Source organism: Photobacterium sp. Alg240-V54 (genome assembly GCF_900537155.1).
GTDB lineage: Bacteria > Pseudomonadota > Gammaproteobacteria > Enterobacterales > Vibrionaceae > Photobacterium.
On sequence record NZ_UNRL01000005.1, the window covers coordinates 53777 to 78052 of the forward strand.

Sequence of the window (24276 nt, forward strand, 5' to 3'; positions counted from 1 at the left end):
CTGTTTGGATGATTTCTCTTCAATAACGCCGTAGTCAAATTAGCGTGTTAGCAGATGTTGCTCTAAATAATGAGCCACGGCTTCATCGGCATTTGAGCCAATCACTTCATTATTTGGCAGGGCTAATTTAACCTTTTCATGCGACGTTCCCATGACCAGCCCTTTTCCAGCCATGGCCAACATTTCAGCGTCATTCATACCATCACCAAATGCGATACAGTCAGCCAGTTGATAGCCAAGAGCTTCTGCAACAGCTTGAAGTGCATGACCTTTTGATACGCCAGCATCCATCACTTCAAGACACCATGGCGTAGAAAAGGCAATATTGGCTTTGTCACCAAAATGTGCATTAAAAATTTGTTCCCATTTTACCAGTGCTTCATGATCGCCATCTTCACGGGTAAAGAACACCTTAGCCACGTCATCGACGGGTGGATTGTTAGCATCAAATAAGTGATAACTAAAGCTATCGTGGAATTCTTTTAATTGCTCATTGTCATTATTGAGTAGCCACTGATCGCCACGGTACATATGAATATGCAAGTCTGGATCATCTTTAGCAAGGGTGATCACACCACGAATAACTTCAGCACTGAGATTTTGTTGAAAAACAAGCTCGCCCTGACAGTTATGTACTCGAGCGCCATTGGAAGTGATCATATAAGCAGGAATGGCTAATTTTTCACGTATTTCTGCAACATCAATATGATGACGGCCGGTTGCAAACACGAAATTGATATTTTTCTGGGCAAGGCGCTGTAATACATCACGCGTAAATGGCGCAATTTTATGATCGGGATTTAGCAATGTGCCATCTAAATCTGAAGCAACAATTTGATACATGAAGGCTCTCAATAAATAGAAATATAGCGAAAGGTAAGATAACGAGATCTAATGTGAGTCGCTTATACTAAACCACTATGAGAGATAAAAAGGGGTTAATATGAGTAATAAATTTTTCCGCTTTTATTTTTGTGATGACGTAGTCTTTTTGGCGTTATTTACGCCTTATGAGGACGCAAAGTGGTTGCAAATTTCAGTCAGAGCAATATTACGATATTGATCACTTTCAAATAATAATTCGTGACGTGCGTCAGTAATAGTGACTAATCGACTTCTGGAGGATGTTTGTTGGCAAAAACGAACGTGGGCTTGATTATCAACAATATGATCAGCACTGCCTTGTAATACCAAGGTTGGCGTGGTGATGTTGTGAGCTTCGTTAATACTTGCACGAGCAGCAGCGATACTTTGCCATACCCAGCGATTGCTTGCTCCCCCTAAGCGAATTTGAGGGTATTGTTGATAGAGTTGTTTAAACCATTGAAAGCGAACTTCACTGTGTGTCAGCGGATTATTAGCAAATGGCTTGGGGTAATAGCAACGTTGCCCTGGTGCATAAGTCGGTTGGCGATGAAGATGATCATTAAGACGTGCCAGAGGTTCAGCAATAAACCGTAAACTCGGCTTAAGGTGAATACCATGCATTGGTGCACTTAGTACCGCTCGGTCAAATATCGTCGGGTAACGGGCGAGGAGTAAACTACTGATTGCTCCTCCCATAGAGTGGCCTAGTAGGTAATGATATTGATAGCCTTGTGGCTTGACGATGTTAGTTACAAACTGGTGGAGATCGGTAACATAGTCATCAAAGTGGTCGACATACCCCATTTCAGTGTCAGCAACCAGTCGTTGTGACATACCTTGACCACGATGATCAAGCGCGTAAATATGGTAGCCTTGATTGATTAAATCAAAAAACAATTCCTGGTATTTGTAATAACTCTCAATTCGGCCATTCACGACCACGATGACTTTATCACTGTGTCCTGGGGTTAAACTTACCCAACTCAATTGGCAATGGTTTACACCTTGCAATGTGCCTTGATGCCGCTGTTGCCATAATGCAGAAATTGGACCTGCCATCATAGTATTGAAGCTAGCTTCTTGTGAAAAAGGCAAGGTTGAGTGGGTCATAATGTATCCGAAAGTTGTGAACTACGAGGCAAAGTCTTGAATGATATTTGCACTGATAAGCTATCTCATTGCTTATTATCATCTTTGCCAGTATACATTATTTATTGTGGGGAGCGTAACCGAGCAATAATTTGCTTGATTATCGAGTTTCAGGGTATAAGGACATCTTTTGAGTGTTTGAATAGTAAGGGAATATTAAATGAATGTTGAGATCTGGCTTGCCTATGTCGTTGCTGCCATTGTCTTTAGTTTTGCACCTGGATCTGGCACCGTTAACTCGATCAGCAATGGTATGGTGTATGGTTGGCGTAAATCTTTAGCGTCAATTGTTGGCTTACAATTAGGTATGGCTGTTCACATTGTATTGGTGGGGGTTGGGCTTGGCGCATTAGTTGCGCAGTCAGCGTTAGCGTTTACATTGATTAAATGGATCGGCGTCGGGTATTTGGTGTGGTTAGGTATTCAGAAGTGGCGTGAACATAGTACATTAGCGATAGAGGATGTTGATAGATCAGTAACAAGTAAGTGTTTATTTCAACGCGCAGTATTAGTGAACCTTACCAATCCCAAAACGATTGTGTTTCTGGTGGCGTTATTTCCACAATTTATTGACACCACGCAACCACAATTACCGCAGTTATTAATTTTAGGCACGACGACACTGATCATTGATGCTGGAGTAATGCTGTTTTATGTCTGTTTAGCGTCTCGTTTTACCGGTTATATTCGCTCAGCAACAGTAATGACACGTCTTAACCGTATTTTTGGATCGATGTTTATTGGTTGTGGCGCACTACTTGCTTTAGCTCGTGCATAAAGCTCAACCTCAGCAGATGTCACTTATTTCCATTGAAATAAACCATTAATCACTGTGATAGAAAGGTATTTTTCACATGTTTTCTTATGTTGCTCGCCAACCTATTTTTAATCGTCGTCAACAAACGATGGGTCATGAATTATTATTTCGTGATGGTGAGTACAACGCCTTTCCTAATATTGATGCAGATCAGGCAACCTGTCGGCTTGTGGTCGAAAACTATATGGCTATTGGTGATGATTATGCTTATCGTGGTCAACGCAATTTTATTAATTTTCCGCAACATTGTTTGGTAAGTTTAATGCCACTTTTACTGCCAAAAAATAAAGTGGTGATTGAAATTCTAGAAACCTGCACGCCTGATGATGAGTTGTTTTTAGCGATTAAGCATTTGCATCACAAGGGCTATATTATTGCACTCGATGATTTTGAGTATGATGTTAGATGGCAGCGTTTTTTTCGCTATGTGCATATTATTAAACTTGATTTATTGATGCTTGGCTTGGAAAAAGCGTGCGATTTTGTGCGTAATAATCGTCATCTGAACGTGAAATTTTTAGCTGAAAAAGTTGAAACCTATACCGATTTTCAAACCTCGCTCAATGCGGGGTTTGATCTTTTTCAAGGCTACTACTTTAGTCGTCCTGAACTTGTTAAACGACGTAAAGTTGCGGCCTCTGAATTAACGACTATTCAATTATTACAAGCAATCAGCAGTGAACCGGTTAATTTTGCTGAGATCGAAAACATTATTAGTAGTGACGTATCACTGTCTTATTTATTGCTGCGCTATGTCAATCAAACCAACCGTAGATTGGTTGAGCCGATCAGTTCATTTCATCAGGCGTTAGTGTATTTAGGTGAAGAAAAACTGCGAATGTTTGTTGGAGTCGTGGCAACAGCACATGCGGCACTTGATAAGCCTAAAGCCTTATATGCATTATCGTTACAGCGAGCAAAAATGTGTGAAAAGTTGGTTGATTGCAGTGCCTTGACACTACCGTCACAACAGGCGTTTTTAGCTGGAATGTTTTCATTATTGGATGCGTTATTAGACAGCTCGTTAGCGGAATTATTAGTGTTGTTAAAGCTACAGCCTAATATTCAGATGGCATTATTACATCGAGAGGGGCAACTAGGGCAAGTATTAAACTTAGTCGATGCCTTTGATAAAGCAGATTGGCAGCAGGTAACGATTGAATGTTGTCGATTAGGAATATCAGAACAACAAGTACAGCAGAGTTATTTACAAGCAGTAGCGTGGTCAGAAAAATGCGCACAAATTAATAATCCACCATCATAAAAAAAAACGGGGCCATAAAGACCCCAAAAGAACCATATAATGTATTGCTGTAGTCAGGCGGGTCGCCTTTAATAAATACACTCACATCACATAAGTATATTTTAATCAGTGGATGACTAATTCACTGACCGAGTACCTTTTATTATTGTAAATAAGCGTTAAGCATCCACAATAATTTTTCTTGTTCGCGAATATAATCGCCCATCAATGCTGCTGTACCTTCGTCATTCGCATCACCTGCGGCAATAAGAATTTGACGTTGTTGGCCAAGTAGGGTACTGAAACCATTTACTAAACCTTGTACAGCTTGTAAGCCATCACTGATGTTTTGATGTTCTTTGATCTCAGTTGTTGCTAAGTAGCAACTAAAGCTATGATTTGGTGTGTAGCCTAAGGTTAAAATACGCTCAGCTAACTCATCAACTTTGATTTGAAGATCAGTATAAATCTCTTCAAATTTTAAATGTAATTCGAAAAATTGTTGGCCTTTAATATTCCAATGATAGCCACGAGTATTCATATAAAATACTTGGTAATTAGCTAATAATTGGTTGAGGTCAGTGGCTAGCGCTTGGGCTTTATCACTGTCAAGACCGATTAAATTGGTTTGGTGAGCCATGATGTATTCCTCATAAATAAGTTTAAAACGAAAAGCTATTTCGTTTTGATGTAGCCAGTATAGGTAAAAAGGATCAATAGGTGTAATTGTTTGCATCTATTGTAATGATAGTTTTAATCTATCGTGACTGAGGAGTAGATCAGGCGACTAATGACTCAGGATCGCAATGTTCACCTTCACAAGGGATGATGCCACACACTTGATGGCCTGCTTGTTTACCTTGCAAATAACCTTGTTCTAATTTGTTGAGGTTGCGAGTTAAGCGACCAACCTGAAAATTCTGATTAGGTGCAATCACAGTAATGGTGCAATCTGCTGGCGGATTATTAATAAAATCAAGCGCTGCATTATAACGACGCGCACGAGTCATTACTGCTGCTGCAAAAGCGGGATGATCATGAAACATTGATTTGATTAACCACGGTAATTTAGTGTCGTGTTTATGAAAGCCAAGTGGTTTGGATAAAATTACCGTAATGTTACGTGCGCCACGGCGATATGCTTCAATAACTGGAATTGAATCACCGATTCCGCCATCACTCATTGCAACGCCGTCAACGGTAGGGTTATTACGATACGCAACAGGTAGGGCACAAGTGGCTTCCATTACTGGTGTAATGTTATTGCGAGTTACTTTGATGTATTCAGCTTGACCTGTTTCTAAATTGGTTGTGGTGGCATAGAGTGGAATTTGGCGTTGTTCATAGTGCAATAAATTAAGCGGTAAATAACGCGAGGTTGTACGCCATAGCCAATTAATATCCGTTAAATGGCCGCCATGGGTAAAGCGTGAGAAATTGATAAATTGTGGATCGCGTGAATATTGGGTAATAATTTTATGACTGCGGCCATAATTACCACTTAAATAGCCAATGAGGTTGGTTGCGCCTGCTGAAACACCAATTGCAAAGTCAAACGGCGCATAGTTATTGTCTAGAAATGCATCCAGCACACCACTGGCAAAAATACCGCGCATCGCGCCGCCTTCAACAACCAGTGCATGAGAAGTGTGTTGAGCTGTATTCATATATAACCTATTTATTAAACCGCCGTTAACTTAGGCCGCAGCATAAACAGATTTACGCGTATAAAAAATTCGATTTTTCTTATTGTTGTAATAGGCAAAACTTAATCGTTGATTAATGCTTGTAAGGGGAATGTTGACTTAACACCTTAATGCAAGCCGCTAAAGCGGGATTGAGGGTTTTAGTGGCTGGATAGCATAATCCTAAACGGCGGAACATCCGTGGTCCTTCAAGGGGGACCGTGACCAATTGATTGGCACTTTCTAATACGCCTGTAGGTAGAAAAGAGATCCCTAATCCTGCTTGAACTAGATGCATTACTTGCGTTTTGTGTTCCGCTTTAGCAACTAAATTTACCGACAAACCATCACAGGCTAATAAACCAATTGTTTGTTGGTGGGCCTCACAAGGAGGGCACTCAATAAAATCGTGCTGGTGTAACTGTTGCGGTGACACGCTGGTTAACTTAGCTAACGGGTGATTAGGTAACATACACAGTACATAATCTTCTTCCCATAATGGCAAAAAAATCTCATCTTCAGCTTTAAACATATCAAGTGTAATACGCGCATCAGCAGCACGGTCGTGATCAACTAATTCTAATAAAACAGTTGGGATCTGCTGTTGCAGCTGACTAAAGATTGCCGCTAATTGAGTTTGGCTAAGATCGGCAAAGTTAGCCAAAGTCAGTGGTAATCTTTCTGTGCGCTGTTGAAATAACTGTGGCAGCGTATTAACGTCATTAAGTAATCGAATCGCTAATGGATATAAGTAATGGGCCTCGTCAGTTAGATTGACGCCTTTTTTGTGACGAATAAACAGTTGGGTAGCGAGTTCTTGTTCTAATTGTTTGATACCACTAGATATTGAGGGTTGTGATACACAGCAGCGTTCGGCGGCTAAAGTAATATTTTTTTCTTCATAAACCGCAATAAAAAAACGTAATAAGCGTAAATCCATTAACTGATACTCACTTAAAAAAGATTTTACTAGCCTACCACATTGTTGAAACTTATGACGATAGCGAGTTAGCCATAGTTTTTTTTGATGATAAACCAAGGAAATTGATATTTTTAAGTTGTGAAAATTCGTTCTATAGTTATTGCCATCAACAGCATCTTAGCTGGCTGCATCAAGTGTGCGGTTTATTCTAGAGGAAAAAAATTATGTCAAAATCTTTAGTCGTAATCACTGGTGCAAGTTCAGGTATTGGTGAAGCCACAGCACGTAAATTATCAGCAGAAGGCTACCCATTATTACTATTGGCACGTCGTGTTGAGCAAATGGAAGCATTAAATCTACCTAATACATTATGCCGTCAAGTTGATGTGACCGATGTTCAAGCGATTGCAGCAGCCGTTGCAGAAGCTGAGCAACAATTTGGCCCAGTCGATTGCTTGATTAATAACGCGGGTATGATGTTGCTTGGTCTTGCTGATGAGCAGGATCCTGCAGAATGGCAAACCATGTTTAACGTTAACGTGATGGGAATGTTGAATGGTATTCATGTTGTGCTTGCGAAAATGAAAGCGCGTAAAGGTGGCACAGTAATTAATATCAGTTCAATCGCGGGTCGTAAAACATTCCCTAACCATGCAGCTTATTGTGGTACTAAGTTTGCTGTGCATGCGATCACTGAAAACATTCGTGAAGAAGTGGCAGATGATAACGTGCGCTTTATTACTATTGCTCCTGGCGCAGTAGAAACTGAGTTATTGACTCACACCAGTAGTGATGCAATTAAAGCCGGTTATGAAGAGTGGAAACAAGGTATGGGCGGTGTGATTGCGCCACAAGATATTGCCAATGCGATCAGCTATGCTTATAACCAACCACAGAATCTATGTATTCGTGAAATTGTACTAGCAGCAACGCGTCAACAGCCTTAACTATTAGGTGAAATTGCTGTCAACAATGAGTGAGTTATCGGTTAATTCACCTCTGTGATAGATACTTGCTGCTAAGTGACTGCTATATTCAAAGCAGAGCCGTAAATGATTATGGCTCTGCTTTTTTGTATCAGCTTTTTATATAAGGGGCCACTGGTGAGAGAAAAAATAGGATTTTTTGATTTACTGCGAGTGGTTGCTGCGCTGGCGGTGGTGGTGATCCATGTCCTTGGCCCCTATCGAGATCAAATCGGTCAGATACCCGATTGGCAATGGATCAGTGCCATCACCATTAATAGCCTCAGTCGCTGGGCTGTACCTGTCTTTATTATGATTACTGGCGCATTAATGCTCAGTGATCAGCGTCCTTTTGAGCCGGTCTATTATATTAAGCGCCGTCTAGGTAAAGTTTTAGTGCCATTTTTAGTGTGGTCAGTATTTTACGCGTTATTTTCAGGGCTAACGGTCAGTGGTTTTGATAGCAGCGTTAGCTGGTCGATACTCAAAAAAATGCCCACCCACGAAACCTATTACCATCTGGGCTTTTTCTATTATTTCATTCCTCTTTATTTACTGGTTCCGATTATTCAATGGTGGGTCCAAAAAGCAGAGCCAGGGCAAGTGAAAGGGGTGATCATGGTATGGCTAGTGATCACAGGTTTATACCTGTTTTATATCGATGGCTTATGGAGTGAAACCTATTTACTTTATAGCGGCTATTTATTGTTAGGTTACTGCCTATACCAATATCGTTGGCCAAGTTTGATGGTGTTATTGCCTCTAGCAGTGATTGCGCTAGTGGCGACTGATTATAATGTTATCAGCCATAGTTTTGCGGCGAATGAATATAAGATGGGGCGCTGGATGTCGTATAAAACCCTCAATACGGCATTGGTTGCGGCAACTGTTTTCTTGTTGTGTCGCTGGGCGAGTGACAAATTACACTTATCGACGCGCAATAAATTAGCATGGTTGAGTAAATACAGTCTTGGAGTGTATTTGATTCATCCGATTTTTTTGTGGCCACTGCGCGAATATAACCTTTATTTCGCTAACCCATTGATCGCGATTCCAGTATGGACCGTAATTGCTGCTAGTTTGGCGTTAGCAACCAGTTGGTTATTAAGCCGTAGTCGTTATACGGCGTGGTTAGTGCCATAACGGAAGCCCGCTGTTTGCTCACCCATCGGTGAGCAAACAGGATCGTGGTTTATTGACGTTTTAATGCAAAATGGACAAATTGCTGACCGCGGTAAGTCATGGTGCCAATATCACCGGGATTTAAAGCGTGGTAATAATGAATACCAATCATAAACTCTCGTTTAGGTCCGCCAGCTAGTGGCTGAACATAAAACCAATATTCCTCGTCTTCTTCCCCTGGCTGCGCACCAATAATACGATTAGTTTGTTTATCGAGAATTTGTACTTCAACTTTTTTTTCTGGTGCATCAATACCTAAGGTATGGCGGCGATAGTTATAACTAAAATACGCTAATGCCAATAAAAATAGCAGGCACAGTACGACAATGATCCATATCGGCATTCCCAAGCTCCTTGGTGGTTAATAAGCTATATTAGATAAGTAGCGCGCTATTATTCACAGCAAATTTCTACATCCCTAGCTATCGATAATAAAATCGTGATCTAAATACAATTATTTTACAAAAACACTATATTGGATTGATAGCTTAGGTAAGGTAATGATTATTTAATATCGAGGGAGGTGATGATGGATATTGATCAAGTGATCGATAAATCTCGCCGGCTAGAAGATTTACTGCGCCAACATTATCATGCTAAAGGTACTGATTTAACGCAATTAGTTCATAGTTGTGATGATCGTTTTCCGGATGATATGGTGAATAAACTTAACCAGTTAGTGACCATGCATCAGCAAATAGTCACGGCAGATGCGTCAACGTCATCATCGAATGATTATCAACGATTTATCGATTTATGTGTGGAGTGTGAGCGGGAATTAATGCCGCGTAGTAGCCGCTTAGTATGGGGGGTTGCTGTGGTATTACTTGGTGGTATTACATTAGCTGCATTAGGATTTTATTTTTATCATTGGCAACACATCACATTATAGCAATCAACGAAATTGATAACCCAGATAAAAAAATGGCGCCATTAGGCGCTATTTTTTTGTTTCTTAAATATGACTTAGTAGATTATCGGTAGTGTCATTAAACCAACGACGACTGCGATCATTACAAGGCCTTGTTTTTGTGAGTGTGAAAGCATATTTTTGTATTCCTGTTGATGGTGTGTTTTTGTCTTGACAATTAAGATAACATTGTTTTAGTGGTGTTGGCAAGTTAAGTTGCTATATATCTAGCTTAAAAACATTTTAAGGTGTCAATAAGAGCTATTTATCATCATTAAAACAATGTTTCTTATTGTTGTAAATTTAATGTTACTTTTTATTACTTTTTATTTTCGCATTTAAGTTGTTGTTTTGTTTTGTAATTTTTGTTTGATCTACAGTTTTAATTACTACATTTTTATTTGTGAGTGGGTTTATTGTTGAAAATGGATAAAAGTAGCTAATGTTTGATGGAATGGCTATTTAGTGATTGTTTTTTTGTGGTTGAATTTATCAAGGCTATGTTTTTTGTGCATAAAATAGTTAAAGTGCTTGTTTTTCATTATGTTGGCGGTTTTTGATGTTGTTTTTTGGCCGTTAATTTACTGTTGGTTGTCGCTGTGTCTTTTTAGTGTGTGTTTTTTGAGTTACATCATACAAGCTTTTGTTTTTTAATTGTTTGTTGGTTGTATTTTTTCTTTTTATAGGTTGGTTTTTTAGTGGTGTTATTGATTGTAGTTGTTGTTATTGGTGCATTTTCTCACCATCTGAGACTTAACTGCTTACAACATCGGTTTAAGATTAAAGACAGAGGATTGAATGATGACTGCTATCTTTAATTTAATGATAATTCACGTAATGAGGAAGGTGGATGACCGATCAGCAATGGCAATGCTTGTATGGTGCCAGTAATAGTTTAGAAGCCCATAGTGTTAAGGGCTTATTAGAAAATATGGGAATATCGGTCCGTTTAACGGGTGAGGCATTAGCGGCAGCAGCGGGTGAATTGCCAATGGGTGTTGTAGAAGTGCAGTTATGGGTAACCGCAACTCAACGACAACAAGCGTTAGCGATTATTGAGAGCTACTTACGCAATGATTATCGAGATTGGTATTGTCGTCATTGTGGTGAGCTTAATCAGGGCCAATTTGAGCTATGTTGGCAGTGTCAGCACGATAGTGCTGAGTAATAGTGTTGGTAGTAAAGCGAGCATCAATGATATTGCTCGCTCTATCAGTGTTACATCATGTGCTTGCGACGAATATCAAGCAGCGCGAAGATACCAAAAATTAAAATTGACCAATGCTCCCAACGCGACATATTGATTTTATCGCCAAACGCACCTACAAAAATAAGCATTTGTAAGCCGTGCATCATGAACAAAAATGCGGTCATAATATAAAGCGCAATTGCTGAAACCCCAGGAAAAGGGTGAACGATATTAATGAACAATATTAACCATACTAAGGCTATCGCTATTTTAGCAGTAATGATCAGTGCTTTCATGGTTCCTCTCTAGCAAATAAGCGGTAGCAGACTTGGCCCGCGCTTTTTTCGCGATGTAAATGCCAGTGGCTAGGGATTGCCAACTGACCTAATTCCTTTTCAGCTTCAATATAAATCATTGCATGTGGTGTTAACCAGCCATTATTTTCTAACGCTGTGATAACATCTTGAATAAGATCTTTTCGAAACGGAGGATCGATAAAAACAATATCGTGCGGCGTACCTGTTTGTGACAAAAAGCGTAAACTATCACTGTTAATAACGGTAGCATTGGTTGCTTTTACTGTATTGAGATTCACTGTTAGTTGCGCGGCAGCGGTTTTATCAAGCTCAAGCATAGTAACGCTTTCAGCACCACGTGAAAGTGCTTCAAAACTTAAGCCACCGCTGCCAGTAAAGAGGTCAAGGCATTTAGATTGATAAATGTCTTGCGCTAACCAGTTGAAAAGTGTTTCTTTGACACGGTCAGTGGTTGGGCGGAGTCCTTCGACATCATGAACGGGTAATTTGCGTCCACGCCATTGTCCGCTGATGATTCTAACGAACCCACCAGGACGATTATTTTGTGTTTTGCGAGTTGTTTGCTGTCTTCGCTGCGTCATAGATTTTTTTGACCGTTAAGAAAATGATAGTATACACCTGTTTTTAGGCCGTAAATTGTACCAATCAAGCGCTAGGATTTGCCAATGGCAGAAAAAAAGAAACGCGGACTATTTTCATGGCTAGGATTTAGCTCTGAAGATAACGACGCATCAAAGGAACAAGCTACTGAACAATCAGTAGTTGATGGCTCGGTTGATAGCCCAAAATCAACACATTCCTCTGACGATGAGGGGGGAAAAGCCAGTCATAATCATGACATTGAGCTCGACACGCCTATCGAATCAGAATTAATTGCTGAAACTAATGATCGCCAATTGGCTGCAACGTTGCAAGAAAATGATCAGCAAAACGATACTATTGTTACCGATAGTGGCGTTGACGATCTAAATGACGACGTTGAAAAAAATAAAAAGTCAGAAAATATCGAAGCTAATAGTGAAAGTGAGCCATCACTAACAGCTAATGCTGATACTGCTGATGAAGCCAATGTTAGTGATACTATTGCTGCAATTGATGATACGAACACACCCGTAGCAGCGACTGCTGTTGAGCAAGAAAAACCAAAATCAGAAGGCTTTTTTAGCCGCTTAATGCGTGGTTTAAAGCGCACTAAAACCAATTTTGGTGCTGGTTTCTTTGGTTTATTCCGTGGCAAGCAAATTGATGATGAATTGTTTGAAGAGTTAGAAGAACAACTCTTAATTGCCGATGTAGGGATGGATACCACGCTCAAGATCATTAATAACCTTACCGACAAGGCATCACGTCGTGATTTAAATGACGGTGAAGCACTTTACGGCTTATTGAAAGATGAGCTAGGTGAAATGTTGGCTAAAGTTGAGCAACCATTAGTGGTTGATATGACCAAAAAGCCGTATGTTATTTTAATGGTTGGTGTTAACGGTGTTGGTAAAACCACCACTATTGGTAAATTAGCCAAGCAATTCCAAGCTGAAGGTAAATCAGTGATGTTAGCGGCGGGTGATACTTTCCGTGCCGCGGCGGTTGAACAACTGCAAGTTTGGGGCGAGCGTAATAATGTTCCAGTGATCGCTCAACATACTGGTGCTGACAGTGCATCAGTCATTTTTGATGCGATTGAATCAGCAAAAGCCAAAAATGTTGATGTTGTTATTGCTGACACCGCAGGGCGGTTGCAAAACAAAGGCAACTTGATGGAAGAGTTGCGTAAGATCGTGCGAGTGATGCAGAAAGTTGATATTGAAGCACCGCATGAAATTATGCTGACAGTGGATGCCGGTACCGGTCAAAATGCCATTAGTCAGGCAAAACTATTTAGTGAAGTGGCACCGGTATCAGGGATCACTATCACTAAATTAGATGGTACCGCTAAAGGTGGTGTTATTTTTGCTATTGCTGATCAATTTAATATTCCAATTCGTTATATTGGTATTGGTGAAGGCATTGATGATTTACGACCGTTTGCGGCCGATGAGTTTATAGAAGCATTATTTAGCAACGAGGAATAATAAAGTGATTCGATTTCAGCAGGTAAGTAAAGCTTATCGTGGTGGTAGGCAAGCCCTACAAAAAGTAGATTTTCACCTAAAACCAGCAGATATGGCTTTTCTTACTGGTCACTCTGGGGCCGGTAAAAGTACGCTGCTGAAATTAATTTGTGCCCTTGAGCGTCCGAGTGACGGCAAGATTTGGTTCAATGGTCACGATATTACTCGTTTGCCACATAAGCAAATTCCATTTTTGCGCCGAAATATTGGTATCATTTTTCAAGATCATAAACTGTTAATGGATCGCAGTGTTTTCGATAATATTGCCCTACCATTACGGGTTGAACAAATGAATGAACATGATATTAAACGTCGTGTGAGCGCTTCTTTGGATAAAGTTGGATTATTGGATAAGGCAAAATGTTTGCCTATCCAATTATCTGGCGGTGAACAACAGCGTGTTGGCATTGCCCGCGCTATTGTCAATAAACCGATGTTACTGTTGGCCGATGAGCCAACCGGTAACCTTGATGCTGAATTATCACAACAAGTATTACGTTTGTTTGAAGAATTTAATCGGGTTGGCGTCACAGTATTAATGGCAACCCATGATACATCACTGCTTGCCAGCCGTGATTATCGTCGTTTAGACCTACATAAAGGTAATTTAAGGGAGCTGGCACATGGCGCGTAAATCTATTGGCTTTTTTGCAATTCATCGCCAGCAAGCAAGCTCAGCATTAAAAGACATGTTTCGTCGTCCTTTAGGTAATTTCTTAACCTTAGCGGTATTGGCTGTTGCGTTAACGTTGCCATGTACGTTTTACTTAATGGCAAAAAACATTACAGCAGTGGCAGATGCATGGCAAAACCCAAGTCAGATCACTTTGTATTTAAAGCATAATACCAGTAATGATGATGGCCAGGCGTTGGCAGATAAAATTAAAAATTGGTCACAAGTTAATAGTGTTAAATACATTACAGCTGAGCAGGGCTTAGAGCAATTCCGTCAAAACGGTGGCTTTGAAAAAGCGTTGAGCTTGTTTGATGAGCAAAATAATCCGCTACCTGCTGTGGTAATTGTTGAGCCTAATAATGACTGGCAAACAACGGTAAAAGCCAATGAACTTGCGCAAAAATTGGGCCAGCAGAACCATGTTGCTGAAGTGCGTCTTGATAAAGACTGGTTACAACGCCTAGCCGCAATTCAACAATTAGCCGTTGCCTTGGCACTGTTAATGTCGGGCTTAATGTTGTTTGCGGTATTTTTAATTGTTGGTAACACCTTACGTTTACAAGTGTTAAGTCATAAAGACGAAATCCAAGTGATGAAGATGGTTGGCGCCACAGATAGCTATATATTACGACCTTATCTTTATGTTGGTGTCTGGTATGGCTTGATTGCTGCATTGATTGCCTGGGGCTTAACTCAAAGTGTGACACTGTTATTAGGTGATGCGGTTGCCAAATTATCTGATTTGTATGGCAGCCATTTTAGAATGTTGGGCTTAAGTTGGGATGAAAGTCTGATCATGGTAATGGTGGCAACCTTCCTTGGTTTAATGGCTGCTCGTCTTGCTGCTGGGCGCCATTTACGTGAAATCAAACCTGTATAACGATTATTGTTAATAGTTTTAAAACAGTACGATAAGAAAAAGTGATGCTTATAAGCATATATATTTGCGCTTCGACTTGCATTTGAACTATGTTTACAGGCATCATTGTCGGTTCACACAACGATAGCATATGTTCAATAACCGTTGTGATCGCACAAAAATTACACGAGGTTTTCGAATGTCAAATGAGATGTCGAAATTAGTTCTAGTTTCGGCGGATAGTCTTGAAAGTTATATTCAGACTGTAAACCGTTATCCAATGCTAACGCCTGAGCGTGAGAAAGAGCTGGCTGAAGCGCTGCACTATGACGGCGATATTAACGCGGCGAAAGCGTTAGTGATGTCCCATTTGCGATTCGTGGTACACATTGCTCGTGGTTATTCTGGCTATGGATTACCGATTGCTGACTTGATTCAAGAAGGTAATATCGGCTTGATGAAGGCAGTTAAGCGCTTTAATCCTGAGGTTGGGGTGCGATTAGTGTCTTTTGCGGTTCATTGGATCAAAGCTGAGATCCATGAGTATGTGTTACGCAATTGGCGTATAGTAAAAGTCGCTACCACTAAAGCACAGCGGAAATTATTTTTTAATTTACGTAAGTCTAAAAAGCGCTTAGGGTGGTTTAATAACGACGAAGTCAACATGGTTGCTGAACAGCTTGGGGTAGAACCGGCTGAAGTGCGCGAGATGGAATCACGTTTAGCTGCGCAAGACCCTACGTTTGAAATGCAAAATGATGATGATGAACGAGACTCAGCTCCGATGGCACCCGCTTATTTCCTTGAAGATAAAGGCTCAGATGTTGCCTTGAGTTATGAAGAAAATAATTGGGAAAATCATGCGAATAGTCGTCTGTCACAAGCATTAGCCAGTTTAGATGAGCGTAGCCAACACATTGTTCGTTCACGTTGGTTAGATGATCAAAAATCAACTCTGCAAGATTTAGCCGACAATTATGGCGTATCAGCTGAGCGTATTCGTCAGTTAGAAAAGAACGCCATGAAAAAGTTAAAAGAAGCGGTCGGTGATTTTTACTGATAGCTCACTGGCGTTAATGATGGAAAAACCGACCTTAGTGTCGGTTTTTTTATAGCTGTAGATCGTCATTAATAGCGGCAGATAATCCCTATGGTGGGTGAGTGAGTTATCTGCCTGATTTTATGTGTTATAAGTCACATTTGTGTATAGATGTGTGTATGTTTAAGCAACTTATCCACAGCTTATAGTAGGATCCGATCTACATGTAGTGGATCTTTTTATTGGCAACCACATTATCAACGCAATCCACAGGCTTTTCCACAACTGGTTGCTTTGTGTTCACTATGGCAGTGTTGTCAGCGACAAGCCCTTGTCGCGATTGAAGTGTTGTCCTTGATGAGGGCGATTATATTGTGGATAAACCCCTATTTTTTTGGTGGAAGATACTCAGCTTAAGCTAAGGTACAATGATCGCGAATGCATTATTTTGGCAAAGTCAGTGTCAGGATCATGTGATGGCGATCCGTTGTCACTGTTGATCTCAATTGTGGCTGGTGGCATAAATTGTTGTTCTTATAGGATCATTAAAAGGAAATAATATGGAACAGTTTCAACATCTTTCAGTTCACGATGCGCAGCAGTTATTACAGCATCCTGAGGCGGTACTAGTCGATATTCGCGATCCTCAATCTTATGCGGTTGCGCATGCTGAAAGGGCCTTTCATTTAACCAATGACACCATGGTGGCATTTATGGATGAAGTTGATTTTGAGCAGCCAGTATTAGTGATGTGTTATCACGGTGTCAGCAGTCAAGGGGCTGCGCAGTATTTGGTAAATCAAGGTTATGAGCAGGTGTATAGTGTTGATGGCGGCTTTGAGGCTTGGCGTCGTGAAGCGTTACCTATGGTACAAGCTTAGTTAAGTTTGCCATTGATAAAATGAGTAATAAACAGCGAAGTGGCGACTATTGTTGTAACCACAATCGGTGTTAAATACTTAGAATATCTTATCTATTAGAGTGATAACTATGCATCGCTTAGCTGAATTTTATAACCCTCGTCATGCGCAGGCATTTATTGATTATATGGCTTCACGAGGTATTGAACTGACTTTAGCGCCAGAGCCTGAGGGTAAATTTGCGTTATGGCTGCAAGATAGCCAACACCTGATTGAAGCCGAAGCAGCATTGAATGCGTTTATTGCTGATCCTAATAATAGCAAATACCAAGAAGCCTCATGGCAAGTGGCTGAAAGTCGCACCGCAAAATTTGATTACTCAAGCCCAAGCTTAGTTTCAATGGTCAAAGCACAAGCAGGACCATTTACACTGACGGTGATGGTGATATCGCTAGTGATCTATGGCCTGTGGTTACTTGGGTTTGAATCGCTACTGTTTGATTGGTTTCATTTTCCATTTATGAATGGCGATCAGTGGCAGTTATGGCGCTACTTTAGCCATGCATTACTGCATTTTTCTGCCTTACATGTGATTTTTAACTGCCTATGGTGGTGGCTATTAGGTGGACAAATTGAACGTCACAGTGGTTCTGCTAAATTAGTACAACTGTTTCTGATCTCATCATTGATTTCTGGTTTTGGTCAATTTTGGCTGGATGGGCCTAATTTTGGCGGTTTATCTGGCGTTGTTTATGCCTTATTAGGCTATATCTGGTGGATGGGTTGGCTGGCTCCGCAGCGTGGGTTAGTGATTGCTCGATCTTACGTGGTGTTTATGTTGGTGTGGCTTATCATTGGTTTTGCAGAGCCTGCTGGGATAGCGATTGCCAATATGGCTCACCTGATGGGACTGCTAACTGGTTGTGCGATTGCGTTGGTTGATGCCAAACTTATCAAGCCTAAATCATAGTTTTCTCGCGTTAAATCCTCAAACAACCGTAATGATGTTTCGCTTGACGGCATCATTACGGTACCAATACCACTATCAATATTAACTAAAACTGTTGATTAGTTGATAGTGAGTCCAATATTGATATAAATCCTGCCCATTTTCATATCTATTCATATTTATCTGTTTGTTTTTGACTGTTTTCACATTTTTAATTATTCATTCGCGCAATAATTCGCATCGTTTTGAGCGACAGCGAAAGCTGTATGGCTATTTATTGAGTGAAAGATTAACAATTATCATTGAGAAGATGCCAGTAGCGTATTGCTATACGCCAATGGCACTCCAGTAACGAGATAACAGAAAGGAACCTCTATGTTTGGTTTATTTACGCCAGTAGCGCATAAACAGCGCTTACCTGATGGCAGTATTGATCCGGTTTATAAGCGCTTGCGGTGGCAATTGTTTGTCGGCATTTTTTTTGGTTATGCGGGCTACTATCTAGTTAGAAAAAACTTTTCCTTAGCAATGCCGTATTTGATTGAAGAATATGGCTATAGTCGCGGTGAGTTAGGGGTTGCACTTGCTGCAGTATCAATTGCTTATGGCTTATCTAAATTTTTAATGGGGAATGTATCCGATCGATCCAATCCTCGCTTCTTTTTAGCCTCGGGATTGATATTGTCATCAATAGTTATGCTGTGCTTTGGTTTTATGCCATGGGCTACTGGCAGTATTACTGCGATGTTTATCCTGCTGTTTTTAAATGGCTGGTTTCAGGGGATGGGATGGCCTGCATGTGGGCGCACCATGGTGCATTGGTGGTCGCATAAAGAGCGGGGCAGTTTGGTCTCGGTATGGAATGTCGCCCATAACGTCGGTGGTGGTTTAATTGGGCCATTATTTATCTTTGGTCTGTGGGCGTTTAATGATGATTGGCGCTCAGCATTTTATGTGCCAGCTTTCTTTGCGCTCTTAGTTGCGGGTTTCACACTGTTGGTGATGCGCGATACGCCGCAATCTTGTGGCCTGCCAGCGATTGAAGAATACAAAGATGATTATCCTGAAAGTTATAATAAATCATTTGAAGAAGAGATGACCGCGAAGGAAATTTTCTTTAAATACATCTTTAATAATAAATTATTGTGGTTTATTGCGATTGCTAATGCGTTTGTATATTTGATTCGTTATGGCGTACTAGATTGGGCACCAGTGTATTTAGGGGAAGCGAAAGGGTTTACGGTTGATAAATCATCATGGGCATATTTCCTCTATGAGTGGGCCGGTATTCCAGGGACGTTATTGTGTGGTTGGATATCTGATAAGTTGTTTAAAGGTCGCCGTGCACCTGCTGGTATTCTATTTATGGTGCTAGTAACTGTTGCGGTGTTGGTGTATTGGCTCAACCCTGCTGGTAATCCAAGTATTGATATGATGGCGCTCGTCGCTATTGGCTTTCTAATTTATGGGCCAGTGATGTTAATAGGTTTATATGCATTGGAGCTGGCTCCTAAAAAAGCTGCGGGCACAGCGGCAGGTTTAACGGGCCTATTTGGTTATTTAGGTGGCGCTGTGGCTGCCAATGCATTGCTTGGCTATACGGTGGATCATTTTGGTTGGGATGGCGGTTTTATTGTGCTAACGGGTGCTTGTGTATTGGCGATTTTCTTTTTTATTATCACCATGGTTGGTGAAAAGAAGGCCTATCAGCAACAGCAACTTGAGTTACAGCAACAAAATGGCTGATTAAGTTTGGCTTCTTAGTAAAGCTGTGAGTAATATAAAAAGGCTTCGCATTGGCGAAGCCTTGTTTTTATTACCTTTCATTGCTGAATATGGCAGGTATAGATAGGAGCTTTCCAGCCGTGAAGCAAAGTAAACGTCATCAAGAAATTATTGATTTAGTCATGAGTCAGGGATACGTCAGTACCGACGATCTTGTGGCACGCTTTAACGTCAGTCCGCAAACTATTCGTCGTGATCTTAATGAGTTGGCTGATGAAAATAAAATTCGCCGTCATCATGGTGGAGCGACGATCCCTTCCAGTTCAGTCAATACTGCTTATAGCACTCGCCAAGTACTACAGTTAGAACAAAAAGATCGCATTGCTCAAGCATTGGTGAGTCATATTCCCGATGGTGCAACGTTATTTATTGATATCGGTACAACCCCAGAAGCGGTTGCGCGCGCATTAATGAACCATAATGATTTACGGATCGTGACCAATAACCTTAATGTCGCTAGCTTGTTGATGGCTAAAGAAGATTTTCGGGTTATTTTAGCTGGTGGTGAAGTGCGTAATCGTGATGGTGGCATTGTTGGTGAAGCAACACTGGATTTTGTGTCACAGTTTCGCTTGGATTTCGGTATTTTAGGCATCAGTGGCATTGATCTTGATGGCTCACTGCTAGATTTTGATTACCATGAAGTACGGGTTAAACAAGCTATTATTGAAAATAGCCGCTGTGTCATGCTCGGTGTTGATCATACCAAGTTTGGTCGCAATGCGATGGTGAATTTAGGCAATATTAGTCAAGTTGATATGTTATTTACCGATCAGTTACCACCTGTAAGTTTGCTTGAGCAGTTGCAGCAAAATGAAACCCATTTTGAGGTGGTGGTGTAACCCCTCATCGAGATAGGCACAGATATTCAATCACGGGCTTCTATTATAGAAGCCCGTTTTTTTTATCTGTTATTGCCATAAAAGCCAAATTTGCGCTAATGATCAAATTTATGTCACAACAATATTAACCAATGCTGGATTAGATCAATATATACGCTATTATCACACTGTGAGTTTCGAACGAGCATTTAATGGTTCGTTTTGTTATATAATTTTGGATGGGTGTGAACATTATGACAGTATCATTAAGCGACCTCGACAATAGCCAAATTTTAGATCTCATCGTAATTGGTGGTGGTATTAATGGTACTGGCATTGCTGCGGATGCTGCGGGTCGTGGATTGAGCGTCGGTCTTTATGAAGCGGATGATTTTGCTTCTGCGACATCATCAGCAAGTTCAAAATTGATCCATGGTGGATTACGTTATCTTGAGCACTACGAGTTTCGATTGGTTGCAGAAGCTTTGGCTGAGCGTGAAGTATTATTAAAAAAAGCGCCTCATATTGCTAAGCCAATGCGTTTTCGGCTACCACATCAACCTCATTTGCGCCCAGCATGGATGATTCGAGCTGGATTGTTTTTATATGATCATCTTGGTAAGCGCACTACTTTACCAGCCAGTAAAGGACTATCGTTTGGTACTGAATCAGTGTTAGTACCAACTATAAAGCAAGGTTTTGAGTATTCTGATTGTTGGGTTGATGATGCGCGGTTAGTGATTTTAAATGCGATGGAAGCGGTGAATCATGGCGCTGAAGTGCGTAATCGTTGCCGAGTTGAAACAGCTGTCCGTGAAGGCGATATATGGCGGGTGACGATTAAAGATATGCTGACGGGAGCTACGTTTCAACGCTGTGCACACGGGCTGGTTAATGCAACTGGCCCGTGGGTGAAATCATTTTACGATCATAGCACTGACTTAACATCACCGCGTAATATTCGTTTAATTAAAGGCTCACATATTGTGGTGCCGAGGGTCCATGATCAACCCCAAGCCTATATTCTTCAGAACGAAGATAATCGGATTGTGTTTGTGATTCCGTATTTGGATCGTTTCTCTGTTATTGGTACCACCGATGTTGAATATCATGGTGATCCGCGCGATGTCGCGATTGATGATCAGGAAATTGATTATCTACTTGAGGTGTATAACAACCATTTCGTTCATCAATGTCAACGTGATGATGTGGTATGGAATTGGAGTGGTGTAAGGCCGTTATGTGATGATGAATCAGATTCGCCACAGGCTGTGACTCGTGATTATACTTTAGAGCTTGAACAACAAGCTGATGAAGCACCATTACTGTCGGTGTTTGGTGGTAAGCTAACCACTTACCGTAAGTTAGCTGAATCTGCTTTGGCAAAATTGACTCCTTTCTATACTAAAATGGGATCGCCATGGACCAAAGACAGTTATTTACCGGGTGGTAGTGCTGATTTTGATGGCGATAAGTTAGCTGCACGCCTACAGCAACAATATCCGTGGTTAGATGAATTCACCTGTCAGCGTATGGCACATAATTATGGTTCGTGTGTTGATATCGTTTTTGCTGGTATTAATGACGAAGTAGATATGGGGCAACATTTTGGAGAAGGGGTTTACCAGTGTGAACTTGATTACCTTATTGCCCATGAGTTTGTTCAAACCGCCGCTGATGCTTTATGGCGACGAAGTAAGTTAGGTTTGTATTTAACCGCAGATCAGCAACAGTTAATTGGTGATTATATTACTGATCGTCAAGCGCAAACGGCAATTGCCGCAGCCTAATAATGATTAGCGATTAATTGACGAAAAAGCGCCGAAGGGCGCTTTTTTTGTGGCTGCGATTATTGGTACAAGTATTTAGTAAATAACAGCTCATTGATCGCAGGCTGACCTGTTTCTGCCACTAATAGTTGGTTGATTTTTTGTTTGCTTAATTGGCGAATTTTTTCACGTCCAGCCAATGATTTTATTTGTTGCTCTGATTGCTGGCTGATGATGCTAATGATGGTATCGCGAATTAAAGGGGCATGATGTTCAATATTGATAAGCTGACTATTATCAGTGATCATTAAGTCAACTTGGAGCCGAATATAGCCGAGTCGATTGCCGTCAATAATATAGTTAGTGGTGATATCTGGCGCTAAGGTGTAATAAGTAATATTTGACTGAGTCGCGCTATTTGGTGGCGGTTTTGCATAAGCGGTTGGCGAGAGTAATGTTATCGCCATCAATAAACTCGCTACAAAAACAGTTTTTTTCATGATTATACTCATGCAGTTAGGGACATTTAGGCTTAACAAGGTGTAATCTACTGAGGTTAACGATATTCGAACTCATAACCTCTTGCTACAATAGCAGATCAATATGGTAATAAATTAACCGCTTTCAACCAAGTATTTTGATCACGTGTATGTTAATTTTGTAGTATAAAAAATGTCGGAATTCAATCAGTTGTACAGTCCTTTGATACAGAGTGCCAAGTGGTACTCGGTTCAATCGTGGGCATTAGAGCAAACTGCGCATGGAGCTTGGTTGCTAGAGTCTGAATCATTGTCACGTCGTTTGGCACAGTATTGCCAACACTTTACGGTGACGGTATTAGCACAAACAATTATCAGTAATGATCACTTATCAATAATGGAACGGAAACTGATTGGTAAGAGTGATTGCTTAGAGCGAGAAGTGATACTTTATGGCGATCAACAGCCGTGGGTATTTGCACGAACATTGATTCCGATGACCACCTTAAGTGGTAAGGAACAAGATCTTATCGATCTTGGTAATCGTCCATTAGGCTATCGTGTTTTTAACACTAAAAATTCACGCCGTGATGCATTAGAGATTGCCAATCTTGGTACTCAACAGCAGCCACGATGGGCGCGTCGGTCGCGATTATGGATCAATGATAAGCCAATGCTGGTGGCAGAATTATTTTTAACCCAATCTCCAGTATATGCTAAGGAAAATGGATGCTAGAAATCACCAAAGCCAGAGCCTTTTGGCAGTTAGCCCGCTTTGACCGCCCAATTGGCAGTTTATTATTATTATGGCCAACCTTATGGGCGTTATTTTTAGCTGGGGATGGTTTTCCTAAATTAGATGTATTGGTGGTGTTTGTGCTTGGGGTGGTATTTATGCGCGCCGCAGGCTGTGTGATCAATGATTTTGCTGATCGCAATGTTGATGGTCATGTAAAGCGTACCGCTCATCGACCAATGCCATCAGGAAAAGTATCTGAACGTGAAGCGTTAGGGTTATTTATTTTATTGGTGTTAGTGTCATTTTTATTAGTGCTCACTATGAATAACCTCACCATTATGTTGTCGGTGGTAGCAGTAATACTGGCTGCGGCTTATCCATTTATGAAGCGTTATACCCATTTACCACAATTAGTATTAGGGGCTGCATTTGGGTGGTCAATACCAATGGCTTATGCAGCGCAATCCGGTACATTACCTGCGGTGGCATGGTTATTATTTGTGGCGAATATTTTGTGGACGATTGCTTACGATACGCTATATGCGATGGTTGACCGTGATGATGATCTTAAAGTCGGGATTAAATCAACAGCGATTCTTTTTGGTCGATTTGATAAATTAATTGTCGGTATATTACAACTAGCAACGATTATGTTATTGATTGCTATTGGTGGTATTTTACAGCTGAGCCAAGGGTATTATTGGGCATTATTGGTTGCATCAGCACTGTTTGTTTATCAACAAATGCTGATTCAAAGTCGGCAGCGTGAGCAATGTTTCAAAGCTTTTTTAAATAATAATTACGTTGGGATGGTGATTTTTATTGGCATCAGTTTGAGCGTATTGTGGCAATAGTATTGATAGTTAATCGATTGATATTTTAAGTGTTAGATATGATATTTAAGCATAAAAAAGCGCCTGACGGCGCTTTTTTATTGCTGATA

Annotated in this window: 26 protein-coding genes; 17 read left to right on the forward strand and 9 right to left on the reverse strand. The window is 40.7% G+C overall.

What is annotated here, in order from left to right; genetic code table 11:
- Nucleotides 1-39: 39 nt before the first annotated feature.
- Together G6R09_RS13685 and G6R09_RS13690 are read right to left on the reverse strand one after the other, a co-directional pair.
- Nucleotides 40-843, reverse strand: coding sequence for a Cof-type HAD-IIB family hydrolase (locus tag G6R09_RS13685; RefSeq protein ID WP_163923075.1), 804 nt, complete (start codon nucleotides 841-843; stop codon nucleotides 40-42).
- A gap of 165 nt (nucleotides 844-1008) precedes the next feature.
- Nucleotides 1009-1977, reverse strand: a complete 969-nt coding sequence (locus G6R09_RS13690) for an alpha/beta fold hydrolase (protein ID WP_065169222.1) — start codon at nucleotides 1975-1977, stop codon at nucleotides 1009-1011.
- A 199-nt stretch (nucleotides 1978-2176) separates the two neighbouring features.
- Here G6R09_RS13690 and rhtB point away from each other — a divergent pair, with 199 nt between their 5' ends.
- Together rhtB and G6R09_RS13700 are read left to right on the forward strand one after the other, a co-directional pair.
- Nucleotides 2177-2794, forward strand: coding sequence for a homoserine/homoserine lactone efflux protein (gene rhtB, locus G6R09_RS13695; protein WP_065169223.1), 618 nt, complete (start codon nucleotides 2177-2179; stop codon nucleotides 2792-2794).
- 76 nt (nucleotides 2795-2870) lie between these two features.
- Entirely contained in the window at nucleotides 2871-4097 is a 1227-nt protein-coding gene (locus G6R09_RS13700; protein ID WP_163923078.1) for an EAL and HDOD domain-containing protein, read from the forward strand.
- A gap of 142 nt (nucleotides 4098-4239) precedes the next feature.
- On the opposite strand, the gene G6R09_RS13705 is transcribed toward G6R09_RS13700, so the two are convergent.
- The 3 genes from G6R09_RS13705 to G6R09_RS13715 all read right to left on the reverse strand — a co-directional run bounded on the left by G6R09_RS13705 (nucleotide 4240) and on the right by G6R09_RS13715 (nucleotide 6701).
- Complete coding sequence (locus tag G6R09_RS13705; protein WP_163923081.1) at nucleotides 4240-4716, reverse strand: Dps family protein; 477 nt, start codon at nucleotides 4714-4716, stop codon at nucleotides 4240-4242.
- Between the two features lie 139 nt (nucleotides 4717-4855).
- Nucleotides 4856-5743 (reverse strand): patatin family protein, encoded by an 888-nt coding sequence (locus tag G6R09_RS13710; protein WP_065169226.1) that lies wholly within the window; start codon nucleotides 5741-5743, stop codon nucleotides 4856-4858.
- Between the two features lie 112 nt (nucleotides 5744-5855).
- Nucleotides 5856-6701, reverse strand: a complete 846-nt coding sequence (locus tag G6R09_RS13715; protein ID WP_163923084.1) for a LysR family transcriptional regulator — start codon at nucleotides 6699-6701, stop codon at nucleotides 5856-5858.
- A gap of 206 nt (nucleotides 6702-6907) precedes the next feature.
- Here G6R09_RS13715 and G6R09_RS13720 point away from each other — a divergent pair, with 206 nt between their 5' ends.
- Nucleotides 6908-7630 carry an SDR family oxidoreductase gene (locus G6R09_RS13720; protein ID WP_065169228.1) on the forward strand — a complete coding sequence of 241 codons (723 nt, stop codon included), beginning with the start codon at nucleotides 6908-6910 and terminating at the stop codon, nucleotides 7628-7630.
- A gap of 156 nt (nucleotides 7631-7786) precedes the next feature.
- A complete protein-coding gene (locus G6R09_RS13725) occupies nucleotides 7787-8791 on the forward strand; it encodes an acyltransferase (protein ID WP_065169229.1) in 1005 nt (334 codons plus the stop codon).
- A 49-nt stretch (nucleotides 8792-8840) separates the two neighbouring features.
- Here the strand turns inward: G6R09_RS13725 and G6R09_RS13730 are convergent, their stop codons facing one another.
- Nucleotides 8841-9173: a DUF2500 domain-containing protein gene (locus G6R09_RS13730; protein ID WP_065169230.1), complete on the reverse strand. Its 333-nt coding sequence runs from the start codon at nucleotides 9171-9173 to the stop codon at nucleotides 8841-8843.
- A gap of 183 nt (nucleotides 9174-9356) precedes the next feature.
- Here G6R09_RS13730 and G6R09_RS13735 point away from each other — a divergent pair, with 183 nt between their 5' ends.
- Together G6R09_RS13735 and G6R09_RS13740 are read left to right on the forward strand one after the other, a co-directional pair.
- Nucleotides 9357-9722 carry a DUF4145 domain-containing protein gene (locus tag G6R09_RS13735; RefSeq protein ID WP_065177336.1) on the forward strand — a complete coding sequence of 122 codons (366 nt, stop codon included), beginning with the start codon at nucleotides 9357-9359 and terminating at the stop codon, nucleotides 9720-9722.
- 868 nt (nucleotides 9723-10590) lie between these two features.
- Entirely contained in the window at nucleotides 10591-10908 is a 318-nt protein-coding gene (locus tag G6R09_RS13740; protein WP_065169231.1) for a DUF2007 domain-containing protein, read from the forward strand.
- A gap of 50 nt (nucleotides 10909-10958) precedes the next feature.
- Here G6R09_RS13740 and G6R09_RS13745 read toward each other — a convergent pair whose 3' ends face one another.
- Together G6R09_RS13745 and rsmD are read right to left on the reverse strand one after the other, a co-directional pair.
- Complete coding sequence (locus tag G6R09_RS13745) at nucleotides 10959-11225, reverse strand: DUF1145 domain-containing protein (RefSeq protein ID WP_036789251.1); 267 nt, start codon at nucleotides 11223-11225, stop codon at nucleotides 10959-10961.
- The gene (gene rsmD, locus G6R09_RS13750) at nucleotides 11222-11827 is read right to left on the reverse strand and encodes a 16S rRNA (guanine(966)-N(2))-methyltransferase RsmD (RefSeq protein WP_065169232.1); all 606 of its coding nucleotides are present in this window, start codon (nucleotides 11825-11827) and stop codon (nucleotides 11222-11224) included. The genes G6R09_RS13745 and rsmD overlap by 4 nt, the downstream gene beginning before the upstream one ends.
- Nucleotides 11828-11911: 84 nt before the next feature.
- Between rsmD and ftsY the strand changes: the two genes are divergently transcribed.
- From ftsY to glpD, 9 genes are all read left to right on the forward strand, one after another.
- Nucleotides 11912-13318, forward strand: coding sequence for a signal recognition particle-docking protein FtsY (gene ftsY / locus G6R09_RS13755; RefSeq protein WP_163923087.1), 1407 nt, complete (start codon nucleotides 11912-11914; stop codon nucleotides 13316-13318).
- A 4-nt stretch (nucleotides 13319-13322) separates the two neighbouring features.
- The gene (gene ftsE / locus G6R09_RS13760; RefSeq protein ID WP_065169234.1) at nucleotides 13323-13991 is read left to right on the forward strand and encodes a cell division ATP-binding protein FtsE; all 669 of its coding nucleotides are present in this window, start codon (nucleotides 13323-13325) and stop codon (nucleotides 13989-13991) included.
- Nucleotides 13981-14913, forward strand: coding sequence for a permease-like cell division protein FtsX (gene ftsX / locus G6R09_RS13765; protein ID WP_065169235.1), 933 nt, complete (start codon nucleotides 13981-13983; stop codon nucleotides 14911-14913). The genes ftsE and ftsX overlap by 11 nt, the downstream gene beginning before the upstream one ends.
- A 178-nt stretch (nucleotides 14914-15091) precedes the next feature.
- On the forward strand, nucleotides 15092-15952 hold the full coding sequence (gene rpoH / locus G6R09_RS13770; RefSeq protein WP_065169348.1) for an RNA polymerase sigma factor RpoH: 861 nt from the start codon (nucleotides 15092-15094) through the stop codon (nucleotides 15950-15952).
- 539 nt (nucleotides 15953-16491) lie between these two features.
- On the forward strand, nucleotides 16492-16812 hold the full coding sequence (glpE, locus tag G6R09_RS13775; RefSeq protein WP_065169236.1) for a thiosulfate sulfurtransferase GlpE: 321 nt from the start codon (nucleotides 16492-16494) through the stop codon (nucleotides 16810-16812).
- A 109-nt stretch (nucleotides 16813-16921) separates the two neighbouring features.
- Nucleotides 16922-17761: a rhomboid family intramembrane serine protease GlpG gene (gene glpG, locus G6R09_RS13780; RefSeq protein ID WP_163923090.1), complete on the forward strand. Its 840-nt coding sequence runs from the start codon at nucleotides 16922-16924 to the stop codon at nucleotides 17759-17761.
- A 354-nt stretch (nucleotides 17762-18115) separates the two neighbouring features.
- Nucleotides 18116-19486, forward strand: a complete 1371-nt coding sequence (gene glpT / locus G6R09_RS13785) for a glycerol-3-phosphate transporter (protein ID WP_163923093.1) — start codon at nucleotides 18116-18118, stop codon at nucleotides 19484-19486.
- A gap of 119 nt (nucleotides 19487-19605) precedes the next feature.
- A complete protein-coding gene (locus tag G6R09_RS13790; protein ID WP_065169239.1) occupies nucleotides 19606-20367 on the forward strand; it encodes a DeoR/GlpR family transcriptional regulator in 762 nt (253 codons plus the stop codon).
- A 233-nt stretch (nucleotides 20368-20600) separates the two neighbouring features.
- Entirely contained in the window at nucleotides 20601-22136 is a 1536-nt protein-coding gene (gene glpD, locus G6R09_RS13795; RefSeq protein ID WP_163923094.1) for a glycerol-3-phosphate dehydrogenase, read from the forward strand.
- A gap of 59 nt (nucleotides 22137-22195) precedes the next feature.
- Here glpD and G6R09_RS13800 read toward each other — a convergent pair whose 3' ends face one another.
- On the reverse strand, nucleotides 22196-22615 hold the full coding sequence (locus G6R09_RS13800) for a flagellar basal body-associated protein FliL (protein ID WP_065169240.1): 420 nt from the start codon (nucleotides 22613-22615) through the stop codon (nucleotides 22196-22198).
- A gap of 172 nt (nucleotides 22616-22787) precedes the next feature.
- On the opposite strand from G6R09_RS13800, the gene G6R09_RS13805 reads away from it, so the two are divergent.
- Entirely contained in the window at nucleotides 22788-23330 is a 543-nt protein-coding gene (locus G6R09_RS13805) for a chorismate lyase (protein ID WP_065169241.1), read from the forward strand.
- A complete protein-coding gene (gene ubiA / locus G6R09_RS13810) occupies nucleotides 23324-24187 on the forward strand; it encodes a 4-hydroxybenzoate octaprenyltransferase (RefSeq protein ID WP_163923097.1) in 864 nt (287 codons plus the stop codon). Before G6R09_RS13805 ends, ubiA begins: the two co-directional genes overlap by 7 nt.
- Nucleotides 24188-24276: the final 89 nt, after the last annotated feature.